This window comes from Parvimonas sp. C2 (assembly GCF_035282405.1).
In the GTDB taxonomy this organism is placed as follows: domain Bacteria; phylum Bacillota; class Clostridia; order Tissierellales; family Peptoniphilaceae; genus Parvimonas.
In genome coordinates this window covers 280822-301526 of the sequence record NZ_JAYKBP010000001.1, presented here as the reverse complement: position 1 = coordinate 301526, position 20705 = coordinate 280822, and the positions used below count along the sequence as shown (strand labels likewise).

General features: G+C 29.0%; 28 protein-coding genes. 26 read left to right on the top strand and 2 right to left on the bottom strand.

Going from position 1 to position 20705, the window contains the following annotated elements; translation table 11 throughout:
- Positions 1 to 7: 7 nt before the first annotated feature.
- A complete protein-coding gene (locus tag VJI95_RS01450; RefSeq protein WP_324009978.1) occupies positions 8 to 445 on the bottom strand; it encodes a hypothetical protein in 438 nt (145 codons plus the stop codon).
- A gap of 179 nt (positions 446 to 624) precedes the next feature.
- Between VJI95_RS01450 and VJI95_RS01445 the strand changes: the two genes are divergently transcribed.
- The 6 genes from VJI95_RS01445 (at position 625) to VJI95_RS01420 (ending at position 8244) form a co-directional block, all read left to right on the top strand.
- On the top strand, positions 625 to 2313 hold the full coding sequence (locus tag VJI95_RS01445; protein ID WP_324009976.1) for an ABC transporter ATP-binding protein: 1689 nt from the start codon (positions 625 to 627) through the stop codon (positions 2311 to 2313).
- Positions 2314 to 2342: 29 nt separating this feature from the next.
- Positions 2343 to 3302, top strand: a complete 960-nt coding sequence (locus VJI95_RS01440; protein WP_324009974.1) for an ABC transporter ATP-binding protein — start codon at positions 2343 to 2345, stop codon at positions 3300 to 3302.
- Between the two features lies 1 nt (position 3303).
- Positions 3304 to 4083, top strand: coding sequence for an ABC-2 family transporter protein (locus VJI95_RS01435; RefSeq protein ID WP_324000396.1), 780 nt, complete (start codon positions 3304 to 3306; stop codon positions 4081 to 4083).
- Positions 4084 to 4085: 2 nt separating this feature from the next.
- The gene (locus tag VJI95_RS01430) at positions 4086 to 4859 is read left to right on the top strand and encodes an ABC transporter permease (protein WP_324009972.1); all 774 of its coding nucleotides are present in this window, start codon (positions 4086 to 4088) and stop codon (positions 4857 to 4859) included.
- Between the two features lie 221 nt (positions 4860 to 5080).
- Positions 5081 to 6412 (top strand): aminopeptidase C, encoded by a 1332-nt coding sequence (locus tag VJI95_RS01425; protein WP_324009970.1) that lies wholly within the window; start codon positions 5081 to 5083, stop codon positions 6410 to 6412.
- A 119-nt stretch (positions 6413 to 6531) separates the two neighbouring features.
- Entirely contained in the window at positions 6532 to 8244 is a 1713-nt protein-coding gene (locus VJI95_RS01420; protein WP_324009969.1) for a M3 family oligoendopeptidase, read from the top strand.
- 38 nt (positions 8245 to 8282) lie between these two features.
- Here VJI95_RS01420 and purB read toward each other — a convergent pair whose 3' ends face one another.
- A complete protein-coding gene (gene purB, locus VJI95_RS01415; protein ID WP_324009968.1) occupies positions 8283 to 9713 on the bottom strand; it encodes an adenylosuccinate lyase in 1431 nt (476 codons plus the stop codon).
- A gap of 338 nt (positions 9714 to 10051) precedes the next feature.
- Here purB and VJI95_RS01410 point away from each other — a divergent pair, with 338 nt between their 5' ends.
- The 20 genes from VJI95_RS01410 (at position 10052) to rplR (ending at position 20690) form a co-directional block, all read left to right on the top strand.
- On the top strand, positions 10052 to 11053 hold the full coding sequence (locus VJI95_RS01410) for a polysaccharide deacetylase family protein (protein WP_324009966.1): 1002 nt from the start codon (positions 10052 to 10054) through the stop codon (positions 11051 to 11053).
- Between the two features lie 7 nt (positions 11054 to 11060).
- On the top strand, positions 11061 to 12272 hold the full coding sequence (locus VJI95_RS01405) for a DNA recombination protein RmuC (protein WP_323999774.1): 1212 nt from the start codon (positions 11061 to 11063) through the stop codon (positions 12270 to 12272).
- A 387-nt stretch (positions 12273 to 12659) separates the two neighbouring features.
- Positions 12660 to 12971 carry a 30S ribosomal protein S10 gene (gene rpsJ / locus VJI95_RS01400; protein ID WP_009354283.1) on the top strand — a complete coding sequence of 104 codons (312 nt, stop codon included), beginning with the start codon at positions 12660 to 12662 and terminating at the stop codon, positions 12969 to 12971.
- 52 nt (positions 12972 to 13023) lie between these two features.
- A complete protein-coding gene (gene rplC, locus VJI95_RS01395; protein WP_324009964.1) occupies positions 13024 to 13650 on the top strand; it encodes a 50S ribosomal protein L3 in 627 nt (208 codons plus the stop codon).
- Positions 13651 to 13667: 17 nt separating this feature from the next.
- Positions 13668 to 14291, top strand: coding sequence for a 50S ribosomal protein L4 (gene rplD / locus VJI95_RS01390; protein ID WP_324009962.1), 624 nt, complete (start codon positions 13668 to 13670; stop codon positions 14289 to 14291).
- Positions 14288 to 14578 (top strand): 50S ribosomal protein L23, encoded by a 291-nt coding sequence (rplW, locus tag VJI95_RS01385; RefSeq protein ID WP_172965474.1) that lies wholly within the window; start codon positions 14288 to 14290, stop codon positions 14576 to 14578. Before rplD ends, rplW begins: the two co-directional genes overlap by 4 nt.
- Positions 14579 to 14595: 17 nt before the next feature.
- The gene (gene rplB, locus VJI95_RS01380; RefSeq protein WP_323999771.1) at positions 14596 to 15429 is read left to right on the top strand and encodes a 50S ribosomal protein L2; all 834 of its coding nucleotides are present in this window, start codon (positions 14596 to 14598) and stop codon (positions 15427 to 15429) included.
- A 16-nt stretch (positions 15430 to 15445) separates the two neighbouring features.
- Positions 15446 to 15730, top strand: coding sequence for a 30S ribosomal protein S19 (rpsS, locus tag VJI95_RS01375; protein ID WP_323999770.1), 285 nt, complete (start codon positions 15446 to 15448; stop codon positions 15728 to 15730).
- Between the two features lie 19 nt (positions 15731 to 15749).
- Positions 15750 to 16082, top strand: a complete 333-nt coding sequence (rplV, locus tag VJI95_RS01370; protein ID WP_004833617.1) for a 50S ribosomal protein L22 — start codon at positions 15750 to 15752, stop codon at positions 16080 to 16082.
- Positions 16083 to 16099: 17 nt separating this feature from the next.
- Positions 16100 to 16834: a 30S ribosomal protein S3 gene (gene rpsC / locus VJI95_RS01365; RefSeq protein WP_323999769.1), complete on the top strand. Its 735-nt coding sequence runs from the start codon at positions 16100 to 16102 to the stop codon at positions 16832 to 16834.
- A 23-nt stretch (positions 16835 to 16857) separates the two neighbouring features.
- Complete coding sequence (rplP, locus tag VJI95_RS01360) at positions 16858 to 17292, top strand: 50S ribosomal protein L16 (protein WP_004833615.1); 435 nt, start codon at positions 16858 to 16860, stop codon at positions 17290 to 17292.
- Positions 17282 to 17488 carry a 50S ribosomal protein L29 gene (gene rpmC / locus VJI95_RS01355; protein ID WP_004833614.1) on the top strand — a complete coding sequence of 69 codons (207 nt, stop codon included), beginning with the start codon at positions 17282 to 17284 and terminating at the stop codon, positions 17486 to 17488. Before rplP ends, rpmC begins: the two co-directional genes overlap by 11 nt.
- A 6-nt stretch (positions 17489 to 17494) precedes the next feature.
- Positions 17495 to 17749 carry a 30S ribosomal protein S17 gene (gene rpsQ / locus VJI95_RS01350; protein WP_004833613.1) on the top strand — a complete coding sequence of 85 codons (255 nt, stop codon included), beginning with the start codon at positions 17495 to 17497 and terminating at the stop codon, positions 17747 to 17749.
- Positions 17750 to 17773: 24 nt separating this feature from the next.
- Complete coding sequence (rplN, locus tag VJI95_RS01345; RefSeq protein WP_009372516.1) at positions 17774 to 18142, top strand: 50S ribosomal protein L14; 369 nt, start codon at positions 17774 to 17776, stop codon at positions 18140 to 18142.
- Positions 18143 to 18156: 14 nt separating this feature from the next.
- The gene (gene rplX, locus VJI95_RS01340; RefSeq protein ID WP_323999768.1) at positions 18157 to 18468 is read left to right on the top strand and encodes a 50S ribosomal protein L24; all 312 of its coding nucleotides are present in this window, start codon (positions 18157 to 18159) and stop codon (positions 18466 to 18468) included.
- Between the two features lie 19 nt (positions 18469 to 18487).
- Positions 18488 to 19030 (top strand): 50S ribosomal protein L5, encoded by a 543-nt coding sequence (rplE, locus tag VJI95_RS01335; RefSeq protein ID WP_323999767.1) that lies wholly within the window; start codon positions 18488 to 18490, stop codon positions 19028 to 19030.
- 14 nt (positions 19031 to 19044) lie between these two features.
- Positions 19045 to 19314 (top strand): 30S ribosomal protein S14, encoded by a 270-nt coding sequence (rpsN, locus tag VJI95_RS01330; RefSeq protein ID WP_004833609.1) that lies wholly within the window; start codon positions 19045 to 19047, stop codon positions 19312 to 19314.
- A gap of 24 nt (positions 19315 to 19338) precedes the next feature.
- On the top strand, positions 19339 to 19734 hold the full coding sequence (rpsH, locus tag VJI95_RS01325) for a 30S ribosomal protein S8 (protein ID WP_323999766.1): 396 nt from the start codon (positions 19339 to 19341) through the stop codon (positions 19732 to 19734).
- Between the two features lie 34 nt (positions 19735 to 19768).
- Positions 19769 to 20308, top strand: a complete 540-nt coding sequence (rplF, locus tag VJI95_RS01320; RefSeq protein WP_323999765.1) for a 50S ribosomal protein L6 — start codon at positions 19769 to 19771, stop codon at positions 20306 to 20308.
- A gap of 16 nt (positions 20309 to 20324) precedes the next feature.
- Positions 20325 to 20690 (top strand): 50S ribosomal protein L18, encoded by a 366-nt coding sequence (gene rplR, locus VJI95_RS01315; protein WP_009372294.1) that lies wholly within the window; start codon positions 20325 to 20327, stop codon positions 20688 to 20690.
- The last annotated feature ends 15 nt before the right edge of the window (positions 20691 to 20705 follow it).

The following is a 20705-nucleotide window of genomic DNA, read 5'->3' as shown; positions in this document are numbered from 1 at the left end:
AGCTTTTTTAGTTGTTATTATTTGATTTTTCAACAGGAATACATAATAATATGATAAGTATTAAAACTGAAATTAGAGTTATAACAAAAGGACCTATTTCTGTTCTAGGGATTTTTCCGACCATTCCTCTATATTTAAAATTAATTCTTATAATATCAAATAGACATACTCCTAAAGTAATAAGATTTAATAAAATACTTAAATTCTTTAGATATTTACAAGAATTTTTCTTGATAAGTGAAAATACAGTTAAACAAAAAAGAATTACAAGAGGAATTAAACTATATAATCCGATTTTTTCATATCCGTAGTATATTGTATCGGGAATATTTCCGGGTGGAATACTACCCATATAAACACGAGACCATGGTAATAATACGGATGATAGAATTCCTGCTAACGATAGAATAATTATATATATTTGTAAGTTTTTTACTTTTCTCATTTTATACCTCCTTAAACAAAAAATTATTCTAGTTAAATTATAACATTGTAGTTTTATTATTTCAATACTTTTTATAAGTGAACTAAATTATCTTCACTATTGACTTTTTGGGGGATTTTTCATAAAATATATTCATAATGATAATCTTTGAAAAGGTTATCTGTTAAGGGGGAGATATTATGAAAAAAATATGGAAAAATAATTTGAACATTTTGTTGCCACTTTTTGTAGTTATGTTTATTTATATTTCATTGGAAATAGGAGTTGCAATGTTTTTTGGTTATGTTATAGATTCTGCCAGTGGAGCAATAAATATGCAATTTTCTAAGGTTATGATTTATACTTTTGCTTTACTTATTACAGAGAGCGTTTTTAAATGGATTTATGAAGTTATGAGTTATAAATTTGTAGCTAAAATGTCTTTAGATACAAAGATTTACATATTTAATAATTTGATAAAACAAGATATCGAAAGTTTTTATAATAATGATGTAGGGGATAAGATTTCAATTCTTACTAATGATATTAATACAATAGAAACAGAGTATTTTAGAACATTTTTAAATTTAGTTAAATCAGGATTTTTATTTATATTTGCTTTTGGTACAATTTTCTATGTTTCCTATCAAATGACAATTGCTTTAATGATATTGTCTATAATTTCATTTGTTTTTGGAAATATTCCGATGAAAAATTTAAAAACTTTTAAAGAGAAATTTTCAAATTCTCAAAGTGAATATACTGCAAGAACAAGTGAATATTTTAATGGTTATGAAACAATCAAAGTATTTGGACTAGAAAAATTTATTTCAAAAGTGTTTTATAATAACTCAAAAAATGTTTATGATAAAGGACTTGCATATCAAAAAAGGTATAGTTTAGTAACTATGATTTCATATTTTTTTGGAGGTTTTACATTTTTAGGTGGTTTTGTTTGTGGGGGATATTTAGCGTATAAAGGATTTATAACACTTGGACAAATGATTGTTTGTGTTCAACTTACAAATCATATTGTAAATCCTTTGATGTTTGCTATAGAATCTTATGGAAAATTTAAGTCTGTTGATAAAATATTAAATAAAATCGAAAATACTTTAATTTCAGAAGAAAATGTTGAAACAACAGAAATTAAAGACTTTAATAATAAGATTTCTTTAGAGGATGTTAGCTTTAAATATGATGATAAAAAAGTTTTGGAAAATATAAGTTTTGATTTTGAAAAAGGCAAAAAATATGCTTTAGTAGGTTTATCAGGAAGTGGAAAATCAACTTTGATGAAGCTAATTTCAAAAAGAATTAAAGCAGATGAGGGAAAAATTTGTATAGATGGAACTGATTTGGATGAAATTTCAAGAAATTCTATTATAAATTTAATTTCAACAATTAATCAAAATGTATTTCTATTCAAAGGAAGTATCTATGATAATATAACATTATTTAGTAAAGATTATTCGGAAGAAAAAGTAAAAGATGTTATATTGAAAGCTGAACTTGGTAAATATTTGGATAGATTGTATGATAAGGAATTGATTTCTGAAAATGCAAATAATTTATCAGGAGGAGAAAAACAGAGAATTTCAATTGCAAGATCTTTGATAAAGGATACAAAGATAATACTTGCTGACGAAATTTTATCAAGTTTGGATAATGAAATTGCATTTTCCATAGAAAAGGGACTACTTGAGCTTGAAAATATAACATTGATTTCTGTAACACATAGATTAATAAAGGAAAATTTAAAACAATATGACAAAATATTGGTATTAAAAGATGGGAAGATAGAAGAAAAAGGTAATTTTGAAGAACTTATGAATTTTGATTCATATTTTAAAAAATTATATACAATTTCTGAAGTTGAGAATAATTAATTATTATACTTGGGAGAATTAATTTATTTATGATAAAAATTGAAAATTTATTTTATAGTTATAATTATTTTGAAAAAGATAGTGGTTTTTTAGGTTCTTTAAAGGATTTTTTCAAAAGAAGAGAAATAAAAAAATTAGCTATTGAAGATTTTAATTTAGAAGTCGAAATGGGAGAAATAATAGGAATCTTAGGTCCCAACGGTTCCGGAAAAACGACATTAATAAAATTGCTTACGGGGATATTAAATCCGGAGAGTGGAATTATTGAGTGTGATGGAAATATTCCTTTTAAGAAGGAAAAATCTTATCTTAAATCAATAGGTGTGGTTATAGGACAGAAGAGCCAATTAATATGGGATTTACCTGCTGAAGAAACTCTTGAGATGTTAAGATGTATTTACAAGATTGATAAAACAAGTTATAGAAATAAATTGAATAATATGGTAAGATTATTAAATTTAGAAGATAAGCTAAGAATTCCGGTTAGAAAATTATCGCTTGGAGAGAGAATTAAGTTTGAGATAATCTGTGCTTTAATTCATAGTCCTAAAATTTTATTTTTAGATGAACCTACGATAGGATTGGATATAACAAGTCAAAGGTCGATACATGAGTTTTTACTTGATATAAATAAAAAAGATAATGTTACTATATTTTTAACGTCTCACTATATGAAAGACATTGAGACATTATGTGATAGAGTTGTAATTTTGCTAAATGGAAAAAAGGTGGAAGATTCAAATATAAATGAAATTATAAATAAGTTCTCTGTTAAAGATGAATACATAATAGAATTTAAAGATTTTATACCTGATGAATTTAATCGTTTTAAATTTTTGGACAAGAAAAAATTACAGGTAAATTTTGATGAAGCAAAATTTATATTAAAAAATGTTGATTTTTCACTTATAAAAAATATATCCTGTGAAAATAAAAGCTTTGAAGATGTAGTTTTTGATATTTTCAGTGAATGTAAAAAGGAGGATTAAGATGAGTAAATATTTACCAACTTTTTTTAATCAGCTGAATATACAATTAAGCTATAAGTTTAACTTTATTTCCAATATATTTGTTAATATATTAAGTATTTTAATTTCTATATTTACTTGGAAGGGTATTTTTGAAAGTACTTCAGTTGAAACCATTGGAGGTTTTACTAAAACTCAAATGATTTATTATATAATTATTTCAAATATTGGGATGATTCTATTTTCAAGTGAAAATGTAGTTAATATGGGGCATCTTGTTAGAAGTGGGAAGCTTACTTCCATGTTGATTAGACCATATTCTATATTAGTAAATTCCTTTTTTGCATTTTTAGGAAAGAAGTTTATATTTATTGTTTTTTATGTCCTTATGTTTATTCTGTCTTTTTTTGTTAATGCAAATATAGGATATTTTTTGTTGGTATTTTTGTTCTTTATAATAAATTTTTGTATGTTTTTTATGCTGGTTTCTCTTGTTGGAAATCTTGGATTCTATTTGATAAATATGTGGACATTAAGACCTTTAATAAATTCAGTATATTTACTGTTTGGAGGACTGCTTTTTCCTTTAAATTTATTGGGAAATAAAATTTATAAATTAGTTGATAAAAACCCGTTTGCAATAGTTGGATTTAATTTTACAAGGGCTATGCAAGGAAAATTAACAATTGAAGAATTAATTTTTTACATAATTCTATCTTTTTCTTGGTTTATTCTATTTTTTGTTCTATATAAAATTACTTATTATTTTGGACTGAAAAGATATGAGGGAATGGGAGCGTAAATATGAATTTTAGATTGTATAAAAAGTTTTTATCTCATAGTTTTCAAGAGTTTTTAATTTACAGATTTACTGCAATTGTAACAATAGTTTTTGGCTTGATTTTTTTTCTTGCGGAGTTTATTGCAGGTGTAATCTATTTTGATTATACAGAAACGATATATGGTTGGGTGAAAAATGACTATTTACTTTTAATATCTGTAGCTTCCGTAATAAGTTATGGTTATCAGTTTTTATTTATCGTTGCTCATGAAAATTTATATGAATTTATTTTAGGTGGAGAGTTGGATTATATTTTGATTAGACCGGTCAATTCGTTTTTGTTTTACTCATTATACAGAGTAGATTTTCCTAGTTTGATTAATTTATTTATAGCTCTGTGTTTTCAAGTATTTATGCTGACAAAATATAGTTTAAATTTATTTATAATAATAGAATTTACGATTTCAATTTTGTTATCCATATACTTGGTATTTTTATTAAATCAGATTGTAATTACTATATCATTTTGGAAAGAACATTCAAGTGCCATAATGGGAATACCAGAATACCTAATTGATTTTTCAAGCAGACCGAAGTCTATTTATCCAAAATCAATACAGTTTGTATTAATTTATATAGTTCCAATTTTACTGTCAATTAATCTGCCTGTACTTATAGTTAGGGGAGAGGCTTCCGTTTTAAGTATATTATATATATTCTTATTTAATTTTTTGGGAACAGTTTTTGCAATATTTCTTTGGAAAAAAGGTTTGAAAAAGTACGTATCTGCAAATTAATTAGTAATGGAAAAAGTTTAAATTGACTAAATCCTGATGAATAAAGTAAATTTTATTTCATTGGGGTTTATTTATTCTAATAGAAAGTATTATATTTGAAAATTAGCACAGAAAAATAAAATCGATAAAAAATATCAATTATATCTAAAAATCTATTGAAATAATTTTTTTGTTGTGATATTATGAGTATGTTAAAAATAAAAAAATGGAGGGAATAGTTTATGGTAACAAATGAAATGATGAAAAAATTTAAAAAACGTTTTGAAAGCGATTTATCAAGTAGAGTAATTTCGAATGCAATTGCTAAAAATGGTATTCAAGATAGTTCAATTAACAATGATGCTTTAAGATTTCATAATTTTAAGTTTTCAGACAGCGTAAAGAAAGCTGAAATTACAAACCAAAAGAAATCCGGTCGTTGTTGGATGTTTTCAGGACTTAATGTTTTGAGATTAAAAGTTATGGAAAAACTTAATTTAAAAACTTTTGAGTTCTCACAAGTTTATCTTTTCTTTATGGATAAAATGGAAAAATCAAATAATTTCTTAGAACTTATGATTGAACATATAGATGAACCATTGGGCTCAAGACTTATGGATAGTTTGTTAGATTTAGGAGCAGATGATGGAAACTTCTTTGAATGTTTTGATGATTTAATTTCAAAACATGGGATTGTTCCTAAGTCAGTTATGCCTGAAACTTTCAGCTCATCCGACTCCGGTGCTTTTGTTGAACAAATCAATGTAAGATTGAAGAGAACTGCAATGAATATGAGAAAAGCACATTCAAACGGAGCTTCTGTTAAAGAATTAAAGAAATTAAAAGAAGAAACTCTTTATGAAGTGTACAATATTTGCACAAAAGTTTTAGGAAAATTACCAGAAACTTTTGATTTTGAATATACAGATAAGGATGATAAATTCCAAAAGATTACAAATTTAACTCCAAAAAAATTCTATAAAGAATATGTTGGAGATTATTTTGAAAATAAAGTTGATTTAATTGAAGATCCAAGAGGTAAATATCCATTTGGAAAAAGAATTGAATTAAAATATTTTAAATCTGTAAGAGAAGGAAATCCTGTTGCGTCTTTAAATGTTCCTCAAGAAGAAATTAAAAAAGCTATAATTGCATCTATAAAAGCGGGAGAAGCTGTATGGTTTGCTTGTGATGTTATGAAGAACTGCGATAGAAAATTAGGAATAATGGATAAAGATTTATTTAATTATGATGAAACTTTAACAGAACTTGGAGAATTTTCTAAAGCAGATAGAATCGACTATAGATATACAGATTTAACTCATGCTATGACATTTGTAGGAGTTGATTTGGATGAAAATGGGAATCCAATTAAGTGGCAAGTTGAAAACTCTTGGGGAGATGAAGTTGGAGAAAAGGGAATATTCTCAATGAGCGACTCTTGGTTTACAAATGAAAATATTTCAGCAATAGTAGATAAAAAATTCGTTGATGAAAAATGGTTAAAAGGTTTAGAAGAAGAATCTATAAAGATTGAACCTTGGGAACCATATGCAATGATGTTAAAAAGATAGTTTTTAAGGAATTACTACGGTAATTCCTTTTTTTGGATTTTTAAATCTTTATAAGACTATTTTTTATTGTCAAATTATGTTAAAATAGTTTTGAAATATTAATTAAATAGGAGGTATTTATGACTAAAGATAATTTAGATTTAAAGTTTGGAGACTATAAATATATTCGTCCAGATTTTGAAAAACTTAGAACTGATATTAGAACTTTGACTCAAAGACTTGTAAATGCTAAAACGGTTGAAGAAGCTATTGAAACGTATAATGAACTTGATGAATTAAATTCAAATGCTGACAGTATGGTTGCTTTGGCTCATGTAAAAAATTCAATAGATACTAAAGATGAATTTTATGATAAAGAAATGCAATTTATTCAAGAAAATTCTCCGAAAATTGAAGAAGTTTTAGTTGAATATATTAGAGAATTTGTAAACAGTAAATTTAGAAAAGAGCTTGAAGAAAAGTTTGGAGTTTATCTATTCCAAAAATATGAAAATTATTTATTGACTTTTAATCCTTCAATTATGGATGATTTAGTTGAAGAAGCAAAGGTTGTTATGGAATATCAAAAACTTTTATCTTCTTGTTCAAAAGAATGGAATGGGGAACAATTAAATCTTACTCAGCTTGCTAAATACTCTCAAGATTCAGATGCAGATATCAGAAGAAAAGCTACAAATCTTATTTCAGAAGTTTATGAAGAGCAAACAGAAAAACTAGATGAAATCTATGATAAAGTAGTTAAGATAAGAGATAGAATGGCTAAAAAATTAGGTTATAAGAATTTTATAGAGCTTGGTTATAAAAAAATGGGTAGAGTTGACTACAATGCAAAAGATGTTGAATCTTATAGAAAACAAATTGTAGAAACTATCGTTCCTATTTGTAATAAGTTAAGAGAAGAGCAAAGGAAGAGAATTGGTTTAGATAAACTTACTTTCTATGATGAACCTATTTTCTTTAAATCAGGGAACCCTGCACCTCATGGAGAAAAAGACTGGATGCTTGAAAGAGCTGAAAAGATGTATAGTGAGTTATCTCCTGAAACAAAAGAATTTTTTAACTTTATGAAAACAAAAGATTTGTTTGACTTGGATGCTAAGAGTACAAAAGCAGCAGGTGGATATTGTACTTATTTAAGAAATTGGAGAAGTCCTTTTATATTTGCCAATTTTAATGGAACAACTCATGACGTTGAGGTTTTAACTCATGAAGCGGGTCATGCTTTTCAAGTTTTTTCATCAAGAGATTATATTCCTGAATATACTTGGCCAGGAATGGAATCAGCAGAAATTCATTCAATGAGTATGGAATTTTTCACTTGGCCTTGGATGGATTTGTTCTTTGAAGAAGAAGCTGATAAATTTAGATATAAACATATAACTCATTGTTTGATGTTTTTACCTTATGGAGCATTAGTTGATGAATTTCAACATGTTGTATATGAAAATCCGGAACTTTCTCCAAAAGAAAGGCGTGAAAAATATAGAGAATTGGAAAAGAAATACTTGCCACATAGAGATTATGACGGAATAAAGGTTCTTGAAGAGGGTGGATTTTGGTTTAGACAAAGACATATTTATCAAATGCCTTTCTATTATATAGATTATACTTTGGCTCAAGTATGTGCTTTCCAATTCTGGAATAAAGATAGAAAAGATCATAAAACTGCTTTTGCAGATTATTTAAGATTATGTAAAACAGGGGGAACAAAACCTTTCTTACAACTTCTTGAAGTTGCAAATTTAGAAAATCCGTTTAAAGAAGGAACTATTAAAAAGGCTGTTAAACCATTAGAAGAATATTTAAATTCTGTTGATGCAAGTAAATTTTAAGTAAAAGGCAAATTTAAAACGCTCCAGTCGGAGCGTTTTTATATTTCAACTTCTTTTATACTTTCAATGAGATTTTTGTTTTCTTCTAAAATAGGATTAACTTCATTTTCTATAAATTCATCTACTTGTGAAGGACATCTTCCAATATATTTCATTGGATTAAGAACTTCAGTAAGTTCATCTTTACTTATGTCAAAGAAATCATCTTTTTCGATTAATTCCAATAAATTATTTTCAAGTCCTTTTTCTTTTACATTTTTTCCTGCAATTTGTGAAAGCTCTCTAATTCTTTCATGAAGTTCTTGTCTATCTCCGCCTTTTTTTACTTGATTCATCATGATATTTTCACTTGCCATAAAAGGCAATTCAGCCATTAAATGTTTTTCAATTACTTTTTCATAAACTACCATTCCATCGACTACATTTGCATAAAGTTCCAATATTCCATCTACTGCCAAAAATCCTTGAGAAATTGAAAGTCTTTTATTTGCACTATCATCTAAAGTTCTCTCAAACCATTGTGTTGCAAAAGTTATTGAAGGATTCATCACATTGGAAATAACAAAATTTGATAAAGCTCCAATTCTTTCTGATTTCATAGGATTCCTCTTATAAGGCATTGCGGAGGAGCCTATTTGACTTTTTCCGAAAGGTTCCTCAATTTCTTTAAGATGTTGTAAAAGTCTTAAATCATTAGAAAATTTATGAGCAGATTGTGCTATATTTGATAATAAAAATAAAACTTTACTGTCTATTTTTCTTGTATATGTTTGACCTGAAACAGCAAAAACTCCTTTAAAGTTCATTTCTGTAGCTATAAAATTATCAAGCTTTTTAACTTTTTCTTCGTCATTATCAAAAAGCTCCATGAATGATGCTTGACTTCCTGTTGTTCCTTTTGCACCACGAAGTTTTAAGTTTTCCACTATAAAATTTAATTCTTCAAGATCTATAATTAAATCTTGCATATAGAGAGTTAATCTTTTTCCAACTGTTGTAGGTTGTGCAGCTTGAAAATGTGTATATGCCAAAGTTGGAATATTTTTATATTTTAGAGCATTTTTCTTTAATAAATTTAAAACATTTATAATTTTTTTCTTTATAATTAAAAGTGCTTCTTTCATAACTATCAGTTCAGTATTATCTCCAACAAAGCAACTTGTAGCACCTAAATGAATAATCCCTTTTGCATTAGGACACTGAACCCCATAGGAATAAACATGACTCATCACATCATGTTTTACAATTTTTTCTCTTTCTAATGCAACATCAAAGTTAATATCATCTTTGAATGCTTCAAGTTCTTTAATTTGTTCATCAGTTATGTTTAGTCCTAAACTTTTTTCTCCTTTTGCAAGAGTTATCCATAATTTTCTCCAAGTTTTAAATTTAAAATCATCAGAAAAAATATAACTCATTTCTTTACTTGAATATCTCTTAGTAAGTGGATTTGAATAAATGTCTTTCATAAAAACTCCTCAGTATAATTTTTGATATATATTTTAATCTCATAACTTAATTTTATCCATGTATTATATCATAATTTATTTTGATAAAATAGGGATGCCTTTATCACAAGGCATAAATATATATTTATTATATCATATTTTAGTTATTATAAATAGACAAAATAAATATATTATATTTTTAAAAAATAGTTGGAATAACTAATAATTAAGTTTACAATTTGTTTGAAAATATGTTATAATAAATGAAACTTTATGCTTTATATTGGGGATGAACGAATTGTTAATTTATCAATGTGGTTGATAAATTAATAATAGTTTTAAATTAGGAGGTAAATTCAATGATAGATAATGAAGAAAAAATAAAAGTAATGAAAAAGAAAAGAAAGAAAAGAAGAAGGAAAGAAAATTTTGTTATTATAACTGCAGTTTTCTTAGCACTTTTTGTGTTTATAGGTGGTAAATATGCTTATGACTTAATTTATCCGAACAAAAATCAAACACAAAATAAAAACAGTGAAGAGAATAAAAAAGGGAATTCAGATAATAATTCGGTTGACAAACAAAATTCTTCTGAAAAAGAAACTGAGCAAAATAATCCAAATGGAATAGATTTTGCAGAATCTGGAAATCATATAAAATCAGCAGACTCATATGCGTATAATACAGCAGAAATTAGAGACTATATTATGAGTAAAAAAGAATATACAGGAAAGAAAATGGTATTTTTAACTTTTGATGACGGAGTTACTCCGGGTGTAACTGATAAAGTTTTAGATATTCTTAAAGAAAAACAAGTTCCTGCTACTTTTTTCATAGTAGGTAAAACTTTAAACGATCAAGCAAAACCATATTTAGAAAGACAATTAAAAGAGGGACATGGAATAGCTATTCATAGTTTTTCTCATGATTATAATAAATTGTATCCTAAGAGGGTTCCAAATCCTGCTGTTATAAAGGATGAAGCTGAAAAAACTATGGCGAGATTGAAAGAACTTTTAGGTGATAAATTCAATACAGGTGTTTGGAGGTATCCAGGTGGTCATATGTCATGGAAAGGTCTTGAAAATGCTGGTAATGGGGATGAAACTTTAAAAAGTTTAGGACTTGAATGGATTGATTGGAATAGCTTATCAGGAGATGCAGAACCTCTAAAGGTTAGACCTACAAACAAAGAGGAAATGTTAAAATATGTTAAAACATCTTTAAGCTATTGGAAACAACAAAATGTTGCTGTTGTTTTAATGCATGATTCTCAGGGAAAGAATTTGACTGTAGAAACTTTGCCTAGTATAATTGATTATTTTAAATCTAATGGATATGAATTTGGTATTTTAAAATAGGTGAAATATGATTTATTTTTTAATTGGAACTTTAATTTTATTAGTTGTTATTGCGATTGTTTTGATTTTAAAACTATTAAAAAAATCAAATGGTGATGTCATAAGAGATGAAGATATTTTAAAATTAAAACTTAGTTTTTCAGATGAATTTAATAAATTAAACGAAAAATTAAATGGAAACAATGAAAAAATTTCTAATCAATTGCTTGAATTTAAAAATTCTACTAATGACAATATTATAAAAGCGGGTAAAGAGAATATTGATTCGATTTTTAATTTCAATGACAAATTAAAGTCAGAGTTAAAAAAGGACTTCTTAAATCTTACCGTTGTTGTTGAGGGAAGACTCGATAAAATAAATGAAAGTGTTGAAACAAAACTTGAAAAAAGCTTTGAAGATACTAAAAAGACATTTAGTAATGTTATGCAAAGTTTAGGAAGACTTGACGAAGCTCAAAAGAAGATGGAGTTTTTATCTAATAATGTTCAAAACTTAAATAATGTTTTGACTGATAAAAAAACTCGTGGAATTTTTGGAGAAGTACAATTGTATCAAGTTTTGACTTCAGCATTTGGAAATAACAATGAAATTTATCAAAAACAATATAAACTTTCTAATGGAACGATGGCAGATGCAGTTATATTTGCACCAGAACCTGTTGGAACTATTTGTGTCGACAGTAAATTCCCATTGGAAAATTATAGGAGAATTTTTGAGGATATATCTGAAAATAAGTTAGAAAATGAAAAAAGTTTTGAACAAAATTTAAAGAAACATATTGATGACATTTCTTCAAAATATATTATAAAAAATGAAACAACGGACCAAGCTATTTTGTTTTTACCAGCAGAGGCTATATTTGCATATCTTAACGCTTATATGCCTAAAATTGTTGAATATGCATATTCAAAGAGAGTTTGGATTACATCTCCTACAACAATGATGGCAATATTAACAACAATACAAGCAGTTTCTCAAAACTTAAAGCAATCTCAATATGCTTTAGAGATTCAAAGAGAATTAAGTTTACTCTCTGATGAGTTTGAAAGATATGCAAAAAGATGGGAGACACTAGAGAAAGATATAAACAAAGTAAGCAAAGATGTTAAAGATATTTTTACAACTTCAACAAAGATTACAAGAAGATTTGATAACATAAAAAACGTTGAAGTATTTGAAAAAGATGAAGCTAACGAAGTTTTAAAAATTGAGGAATAAATTTAGGTAAGGTAGTGTATAAAAATTATACACTATCTTTTTTATATGTGGCTAACTTAATATATGTGGCTAACTTAATTTTACAATATAAGATTGAAAAAATTTTAAAATATTTTTGAAAAAATGCAAAAAAAGTATTGCAATAATAGAAGTGATGTAGTATAATATATGGGTGCTCATATGCACATAATAGGCGTTGACGAAATAGGTTGCTCAAATTATGGCTATTTTCCAGCTTTTTGAGGTAATTATTTCTGAGTATGTCGAACTAGATTTCGGCGACGGGTCGCCGTATTTTTTGGAAGTAAAAATGGAACACACGGATGAGTTGATACGGAGGACCTAGTTGCATGATGCCAAAACATGCGAAATAAGGAGGTAAAAAAATTGGCAAACAAGCAAAAAATCAGAATTAGATTAAGAGCTTACGATCATGAATTAATCGATAGCTCAGCACAACAAATAGTGGAATCTGCAAAGAGAACTGGTGCAGAAGTATCAGGACCTATTCCACTACCAACAGAAAAGGAAATCATTACAATCTTAAGAGCTGTTCACAAATACAAAGATAGTAGAGAACAATTCGAACAAAGAACACATAAAAGACTTATTGATATCCTAAATCCAAACCAAAAAACTTTGGAAAGTTTAAAGAAACTAAATCTTCCAAGTGGTGTAGATATCGAAATTAAGTTATAAATCTTAGAATGATTGTAAATCAATCCGCTGTAAGTAATAGGAGGTGTACTCAATGAAGAGTATTTTAGGTAAAAAAATTGGAATGACTCAAATTTTTACTGAAGATGGAGCAGTTGTTCCTGTAACAGTTGTTGAAGCGGGCCCTATGTTCGTTACTCAAGTTAAAACTGTTGAAACTGATGGTTATAACGCAGTCCAATGTGGATATGTAGACAAAAAAGAAAAGAAGGTTACAAAACCTCTTAGAGGACATTTTGATAAAGTAAGTGTTGGATATAAGAGATTTGTAAGAGAATTTAGATTAAACGAAGGGGAAGCTTTTGAAACTGGTCAAGAAATTAAAGTTGACTTATTTGCTGAAGGCGATAAAGTTGATGTTATCGGAACTTCAAAAGGTAAAGGTACTCAAGGAGCTATAAAGAGATGGAATTACGGAAGAGGGCCTGAAGGACATGGTTCTAAATCTCATAGAGTAGCCGGAGCTAGAAGTGCAGGTACTTACCCAGGTAGAGTACTTAAAGGTAGAAAAGCAAGTGGAAAAATGGGAAATGAAAAAAGTACTGTTCAAAATCTTGTTGTTGTAAAAGTTGACGTTGAAAAGAACCTAATTCTTGTAAAAGGTGCTATTCCAGGACCTAAAGGTGGTTTAGTAACAATTAGAGAAGCGGTTAAAAGATAGTTTAAGGAGGATAAATAATGCCTAAGGTTAATGTTTATAACCAACTGGGAGAAGTTGTTGGTGATATAGAATTAAACGAAGCTATTTTTGGTATTGAAGTTAATGAACATGTTGTTTATGAAGTAGTAAAAAACCATTTAGCTAATAGAAGACAAGGCACTCAATCAGCTAAAACTCGTGCAGAAGTACGTGGAGGCGGAAGAAAGCCTTGGAGACAAAAAGGTACTGGTCGTGCTAGACAAGGTAGTATAAGAGCTCCTCAATGGAAAGGCGGCGGAGTAGTATTCGCACCAAAACCAAGAAGTTATAGATACTCAGTTCCTAAAAAAGTAAGAAGACTTGCTATGAAATCAGTTCTTTCTTCAAAAGTTCTTGAAGGAGAATTAAGAATTTTAGATTCTTTAACAGTTGATGCATTCAGCACAAAGAAAGCAAAAGAAATTTTGAAAAACTTGAGTTTAGGAACAAAAACTATGATAGTTTTACCAGAAGGAAATGATATGATTATTAAATCATTTGCTAACCTTCCTAAAGTTGAAACTGTTGTTGTAGATTATATGAATGTTTATGATTTAATGAGATTTGATAATCTTATAATCATAAAAGATGCCTTATCAAAAATTGAGGAGGTGTATGCATAATGACAGCATATGATATTATTATTAAACCGGTTGTAACTGAACGTTCAATGGAAAATATGGAATCAAAAAGATACACTTTCAAAGTTGATACTAGGGCTAATAAATCAGAAATAAAAAAAGCCGTAGAAACAATTTTTGGTGTAAAAGTTAAACAAGTAAATACAATGAATATTACTGGTAAGAAAAAAAGAATGGGAGCTAATGTTGGCAAAAGACCAGATTGGAAAAAAGCCATTGTTACTCTTACAGAAGATTCAAAAGAAATTGAATTTTTTGAAAGTATTTAATATAGGAGGTAATATTAATGGCTATTAGAAAGTATAAACCAACTTCTGCTGGTGTACGTGGAATGAGCGTTTTAACTTTTGATGAAATAACTAAGACAAAGCCTGAAAAGTCTTTATTAGTTTCTTTATCAAAATCAGGCGGAAGAAATTCATTAGGAAGAATTACCGTTAGACATAGAGGTGGCGGTGCTAAAAGAAAATATAGAATAATAGATTTTAAAAGAAATAAAGATGGAGTACCAGGAAAAGTTGCTTCTATCGAATATGATCCAAATAGAACTGCTAATATAGCGTTAATCCATTATTTAGATGGAGAAAAGAGATATATCTTAGCTCCAGAAGGATTAAAAGTTGGAGATAAAATAGAATCAGGCGAAAATGCAGATATCGTAATTGGTAATGCATTAAAATTAAAAGATATTCCAGTTGGTACAAATGTTCATAATATTGAGTTAAAACCAGGGAAAGGTGGACAACTTGTAAGAAGTGCAGGTTCTGAAGCTCAATTGATGGGTAAAGAAGGAAGATTTGCACAATTAAGATTACCTTCAGGTGAATTTAGATTAATTCATTTAGAATGTAGAGCTACAGTTGGTCAAGTTGGTAATTTAAGTCATGAACTTATAACTATCGGTAAAGCAGGAAGATCAAGACATATGGGTAAGAGACCACATGTTAGAGGATCAGCGATGAACCCAGTAGATCACCCTCATGGTGGTGGGGAAGGTAGAACTCCTGTTGGACGTCCAGCACCTTCAACTCCTTGGGGTAAACCGGCTTTAGGACTTAAGACTAGAAAGAAAAATAAAAAGTCTAATAAGTTCATAGTAAGAAGAAGAACTAAAAACTAATTAAGGAGGAAAACAAATGGGTAGATCTCTTAAAAAAGGACCATTTTGTGATGATCATCTTTTAAAGAAAATAGATGCATTAAATAGTGCAGATGAAAAAAAAGTTATAAAAACTTGGTCAAGAAGAAGTACAATTTTTCCGCAATTTGTTGGACATACTATAGCTGTTCATGACGGAAGAAAGCACTTACCAATATATATTACTGATGATATGGTAGGACATAAACTTGGAGAGTTCGTTCTAACTAGAACTTACAGGGGTCATGTTGGCAAAAACGAAAAAAATAGTAAAATAAGATAATAGATAAGGAGGAGATAACATGCAAGCTAAAGCAATTGCAAAATATCAAAGAATTTCACCTCTTAAAGTAAACTTTATTTGTAGAGAAATAAGAGGAAAGCATGTAGATGAAGCTTTATCTATTCTAAGATTCACTCCTAAAGCGGGTGCTAGATTATTAGAAAAGGTATTAAAATCAGCTGTTGCTAATGCAGAAAATAATCATAATTTAGATAGAAAAGACCTTTATGTATTAGAAGCTTATGCAAATGATGCTCCAGTTATGAAAAGATGGAGACCAAAGGCTAAAGGTTCAGCTTACCCAATTTTGAAAAGATCAAGTCATATTGGTGTAACGGTAGCAGAAAGATAGTATAAGGAGGATAAAAAATGGGTCAAAAAGTTAATCCTCATGGGTTAAGAGTTGGAATAATAAAAGATTGGGACTCAAGATGGTTTGCCGATAAAAAAGAATTTGGTAATTTATTAGTAGAAGACCACAATATTCGTAAACTTGTTAAAAAAGAGGTAGCTCTTTCAGGAGTACCTAAAGTTGAAATAGAAAGATCAGCAAATAGAGTAAAGGTAACAGTTTTTACTGCTAAACCTGGAATGGTAATTGGAAAATCAGGTGCTGGTGTTGAAGAATTAAGAGTTAAAATTGAAAAATTAACTGGTAAAAAAGTAATTGTTAATGTTGAAGAAGTTAAGAGACCTGATTTAAGTGCTCAATTAGTTGCTGAAAACATTGCTGGACAATTAGAAAGACGTGTATCTTTTAGACGTGCTATGAAACAAGCTATGCAAAGATCATTAAAAGCAGGAGCAAAAGGTATAAAAACTGCTGTTTCTGGTAGACTTGGTGGAGCTGATATGGCTAGAACTGAAGGATATTCTGAAGGAACAATTCCTCTACAAACTTTAAGAGCAGACATTGAATATGGATTTGCTGAAGCTGATACAACTTATGGAAAATTAGGCGTAAAAGTTTGGTTATACAAAGGAGAAGTTCTTCCAGGAATGAAAGCTGCAGTTATTGAAGAAAAACCTGCAAAAAAAGATAGAAGAAACAAGAAAGACAATAAGAAAAGATTTAATAAAACTGGTGCTAAGAAAGAAGCTTAGTTACTGGAAGGAGGAAAGAGTCTATGTTAATGCCTAAGAGAGTAAAATATCGTAGAGTTCATAGAGGCAGAATGACTGGTAAAGCTCTAAGGGGAAATACAATTTCTTATGGAGATTATGCGATTCAAGCATTAGAACCTTGCTGGATGACTGCAAACCAAATTGAATCTGCAAGACGTGCGATGACAAGATATATAAAAAGAGGCGGTAAAATCTGGATTAAAGTATTCCCTGATAAGCCTGTTACTAAAAAACCTGCTGAAGTAAGAATGGGTTCTGGTAAAGGAGCTCCTGAATACTGGGTAGCAGTTGTTAAACCAGGTAGAGTATTATTTGAAATGAGTGGAGTTCCTGTTGATGTAGCTAGAGAAGCTATGAGACTTGCTGCTCACAAACTACCTGTAAAGACTAAATTTATAACTCGTGAGATGAAGGAAGGTGAAGCTAATGAAAATTAAAGAAATTCGCCAAATGAATGATAGTGATTTACAAGCAAAATTAAAAGATTTAAAAGTAGAATTATTTAATTTACGTTTTCAATTAGCCACTGGACAATTAGAGAATCCTATGAGAATTGGTGGCATTAAAAAAGATATAGCTCGTGTTAAGACTATTATTAGAGAACGTGAGCTTAATGCTGGAAAGGAGGCTTAATACTATATGGAAAGAAATAGTAGAAAAGTCATAATAGGAAATGTAGTTTCTAATAAAATGGATAAGACTATAGTTGTAGAAGTTGCAACTTTTGTATCTCACCCACTTTATAAAAAACAAATGAAAAAGACTACAAAATTTAAAGCACATGATGAAAATAACGAATGTTTAATTGGTGATAGAGTTAAAATTATGGAAACAAGACCTCTTTCAAGAGAAAAGAGATGGAGACTTGTTGAGATACTTGAAAGAGTAAAATAATTTTCATCTGGAAAGGAGTATCGTATGATTCAAACAGAAAGTCGTTTAAAAGTTGCTGACAACTCTGGCGCTAAAGAACTTCTTGTTATCAGAGTACTTGGTGGTACTAATAAGAAATATGCAAAAGTTGGCGATATAGTAGTTTGTACTGTTAAAAGTGCTACACCAGGTGGAGTTGTTAAGAAAAGTGACGTTGTAAAAGCGGTAATTGTTAGAACAACAAATAGTATAAAGAGAAATGATGGCAGCTACATTAGATTTGATGATAATGCAGCAGTAATTATAAAAGATGATAAGAACCCAGTTGGTACAAGAATTTTCGGATCAGTTACAAGAGAGCTAAGAGCTGGTAACTTTATGAAAATTATATCTCTTGCACCTGAAGTATTATAATAGGAGGTGTTAGAATGAAAATAAAATCTGGAGATACTGTTATTGTAATTGCAGGAAAAGATAAAGGAAAAACTGGAAAAGTACTTAAAACTTTAGTAAAAGAAAATAAAGTAATAGTTCAAGGAGTAAATATTCAAACTAAACACAAAAAGGCTAGAAATCCAAAAGATGAAGCTGGCCTAATAAAAATTGAGGGAAGTATTGATGTTTCAAATGTAATGTACCTTGATCCTAAAGTTAATAAACCTTCTAGAATTGGTTATGCTCTTGAAGGGGATAAAAAAGTTAGAATCAGTAAAAAAAGTGGTTCAAAAATAGATAAATAGTTGAAAGGAGGAATCTTAAGTGACTTCCAGAATGCAAGTTAGATATAAAGAAGAAATAGTTTCTGCTTTAATGGAACGTTTTAAATATAAAAATATTATGGAGGTTCCTAAACTAAATAAGATTGTTATCAATATTGGTTTAGGTTCAGCTAAAGATAATCCAAAAGTTTTAGAAAGCGCTTTAAGAGACTTGGAAATTATTTCAGGTCAAAAGCCTATAATAACTACTGCTAAAAAATCAATTGCTAATTTCAAACTAAGAGAAGGTATGAAGATTGGTACTAAAGTAACTCTTAGAGGAGAAAAAATGTATGATTTTCTAGATAGATTGGTTAATATTGCTCTTCCACGTGTAAGAGACTTTAGAGGTGTTAGTGCTTCAAGCTTTGATGGTAGAGGAAATTATGCATTAGGTATAAAAGAACAATTAATATTCCCAGAAATCGTATATGATATGATTGATCAAATAAGAGGAATGGATATTATAATAGTTACTACTGCTAAGACTGATGAAGAGTCAAAAGCACTTTTAGAGCTATTAGGAATGCCTTTTAAAAAGTAGTAGGAGGAAATTTAATGGCTAAAAAATCAATGGTACAACGTGAATTAAAACGTCAAAAGTTAGTTGAAAAGTATGCTGCAAAACGTGCAGAGTTAAAAGCCAAAGGGGACTATGTTGGTTTAAGCAAATTACCAAGAAATGCTTCTCCAACTCGTTTACACAACCGTTGTAAAATAACTGGACGTCCTCATGGATACATTGGAAAATATGGAATCAGCCGTATTGTATTCCGTGAATTAGCTTACAAGGGAGAAATTCCTGGCGTTAAAAAGGCTAGTTGGTAATATTAGATAAAGGAGGAAGCTTATATGATGACTGATCCTATAGCAGATATGCTTACAAGAATTAGAAATGGTAATAACGCTAGACATTCATCTGTTGAAATACCTGCATCAAAAATGAAGAAAAATCTTGTACAGATTTTATTAGATGAAGGTTTTATTGAAGGATATAATGTAATTGAAGATGACAAACAAGGAATCATCACAGTTGACTTAAAATATGGAAAGAACAACGAAAAAGTTATTTCAGGACTTAAGAGAATTTCAAAGCCTGGTTTAAGGGTTTATGCTAGAAGCCACGAAATTCCTAAAGTTTTAGGAGGACTTGGAATTGCAATTATCTCAACATCAAAGGGAGTTGTAACTGATAAGGTTGCTAGAAAAGAAGGTGTTGGTGGAGAGGTTCTTTGTTACGTTTGGTAACATGTTTAAGGATTAAAACTAAGGAGGTAAACCAATGTCAAGAATTGGATTAAAACCAATTGTTGTTCCTGCTGGAGTTGAGGTAATCTTAGGTGAAGAAAACTTTGTTGAAGTAAAAGGACCTAAAGGGAAATTGACTCAACAATTAAGCAGAGAAATGAACATAAAAATGGAAGGAAATACAATAAGTATAGAACGTCCTTCTGAAATAAAAAGACATAAATCACTTCATGGACTAACAAGAACATTACTTGCTAACATGATTGATGGTGTTTCAAAGGGATTTACTAAAACTTTGATTATTGAAGGAACTGGATATAGAGCAGCAAAATCTGGAAAGAAATTAACTTTAAATTTAGGATATTCTCATCCAATTGAAGTAATGGATCCAGAAGGCATTACTGTTGAGGTTCCTGAACCAACAAAAATTGTGATTAATGGTATTGATAAACAACAACTTGGAAACTTTGCAGCAAATATTCGTGCACATAGAAGACCAGAACCTTATAAGGGTAAAGGTGTTAGATATGAAGGAGAATATATCAGACGTAAAGTTGGTAAGACTGGTAAATAGGAAGGAGTGAAATTTAATGTTAAAGCAAATTAACAAGAATGAAAATAGAAAAGCAAGACATGCTAGAGTAAGAAAAAAAGTTTCTGGAACTCCTGAAAAACCAAGATTAAATTTATATAGAAGTAATACTAATATATATGCTCAAATTATAGACGATACTAAAGGTATAACTTTAGTTTCAGCTTCAACTTTGGATAAAGAATTAGCTTCATTAGAATCAAAATCAAATAAAGAAGCAGCAAAAGCAGTTGGTCTTGCAATTGGTAAAAAAGCTATTGAAAAAGGCATTACTGAAGTTGTTTTTGATAGAAGTGGATATTTATATCATGGAAAAGTTAAAGAATTAGCTGATGGTGCCAGAGAAGCTGGACTTAAATTTTAGTATCAGGAGGGTAAT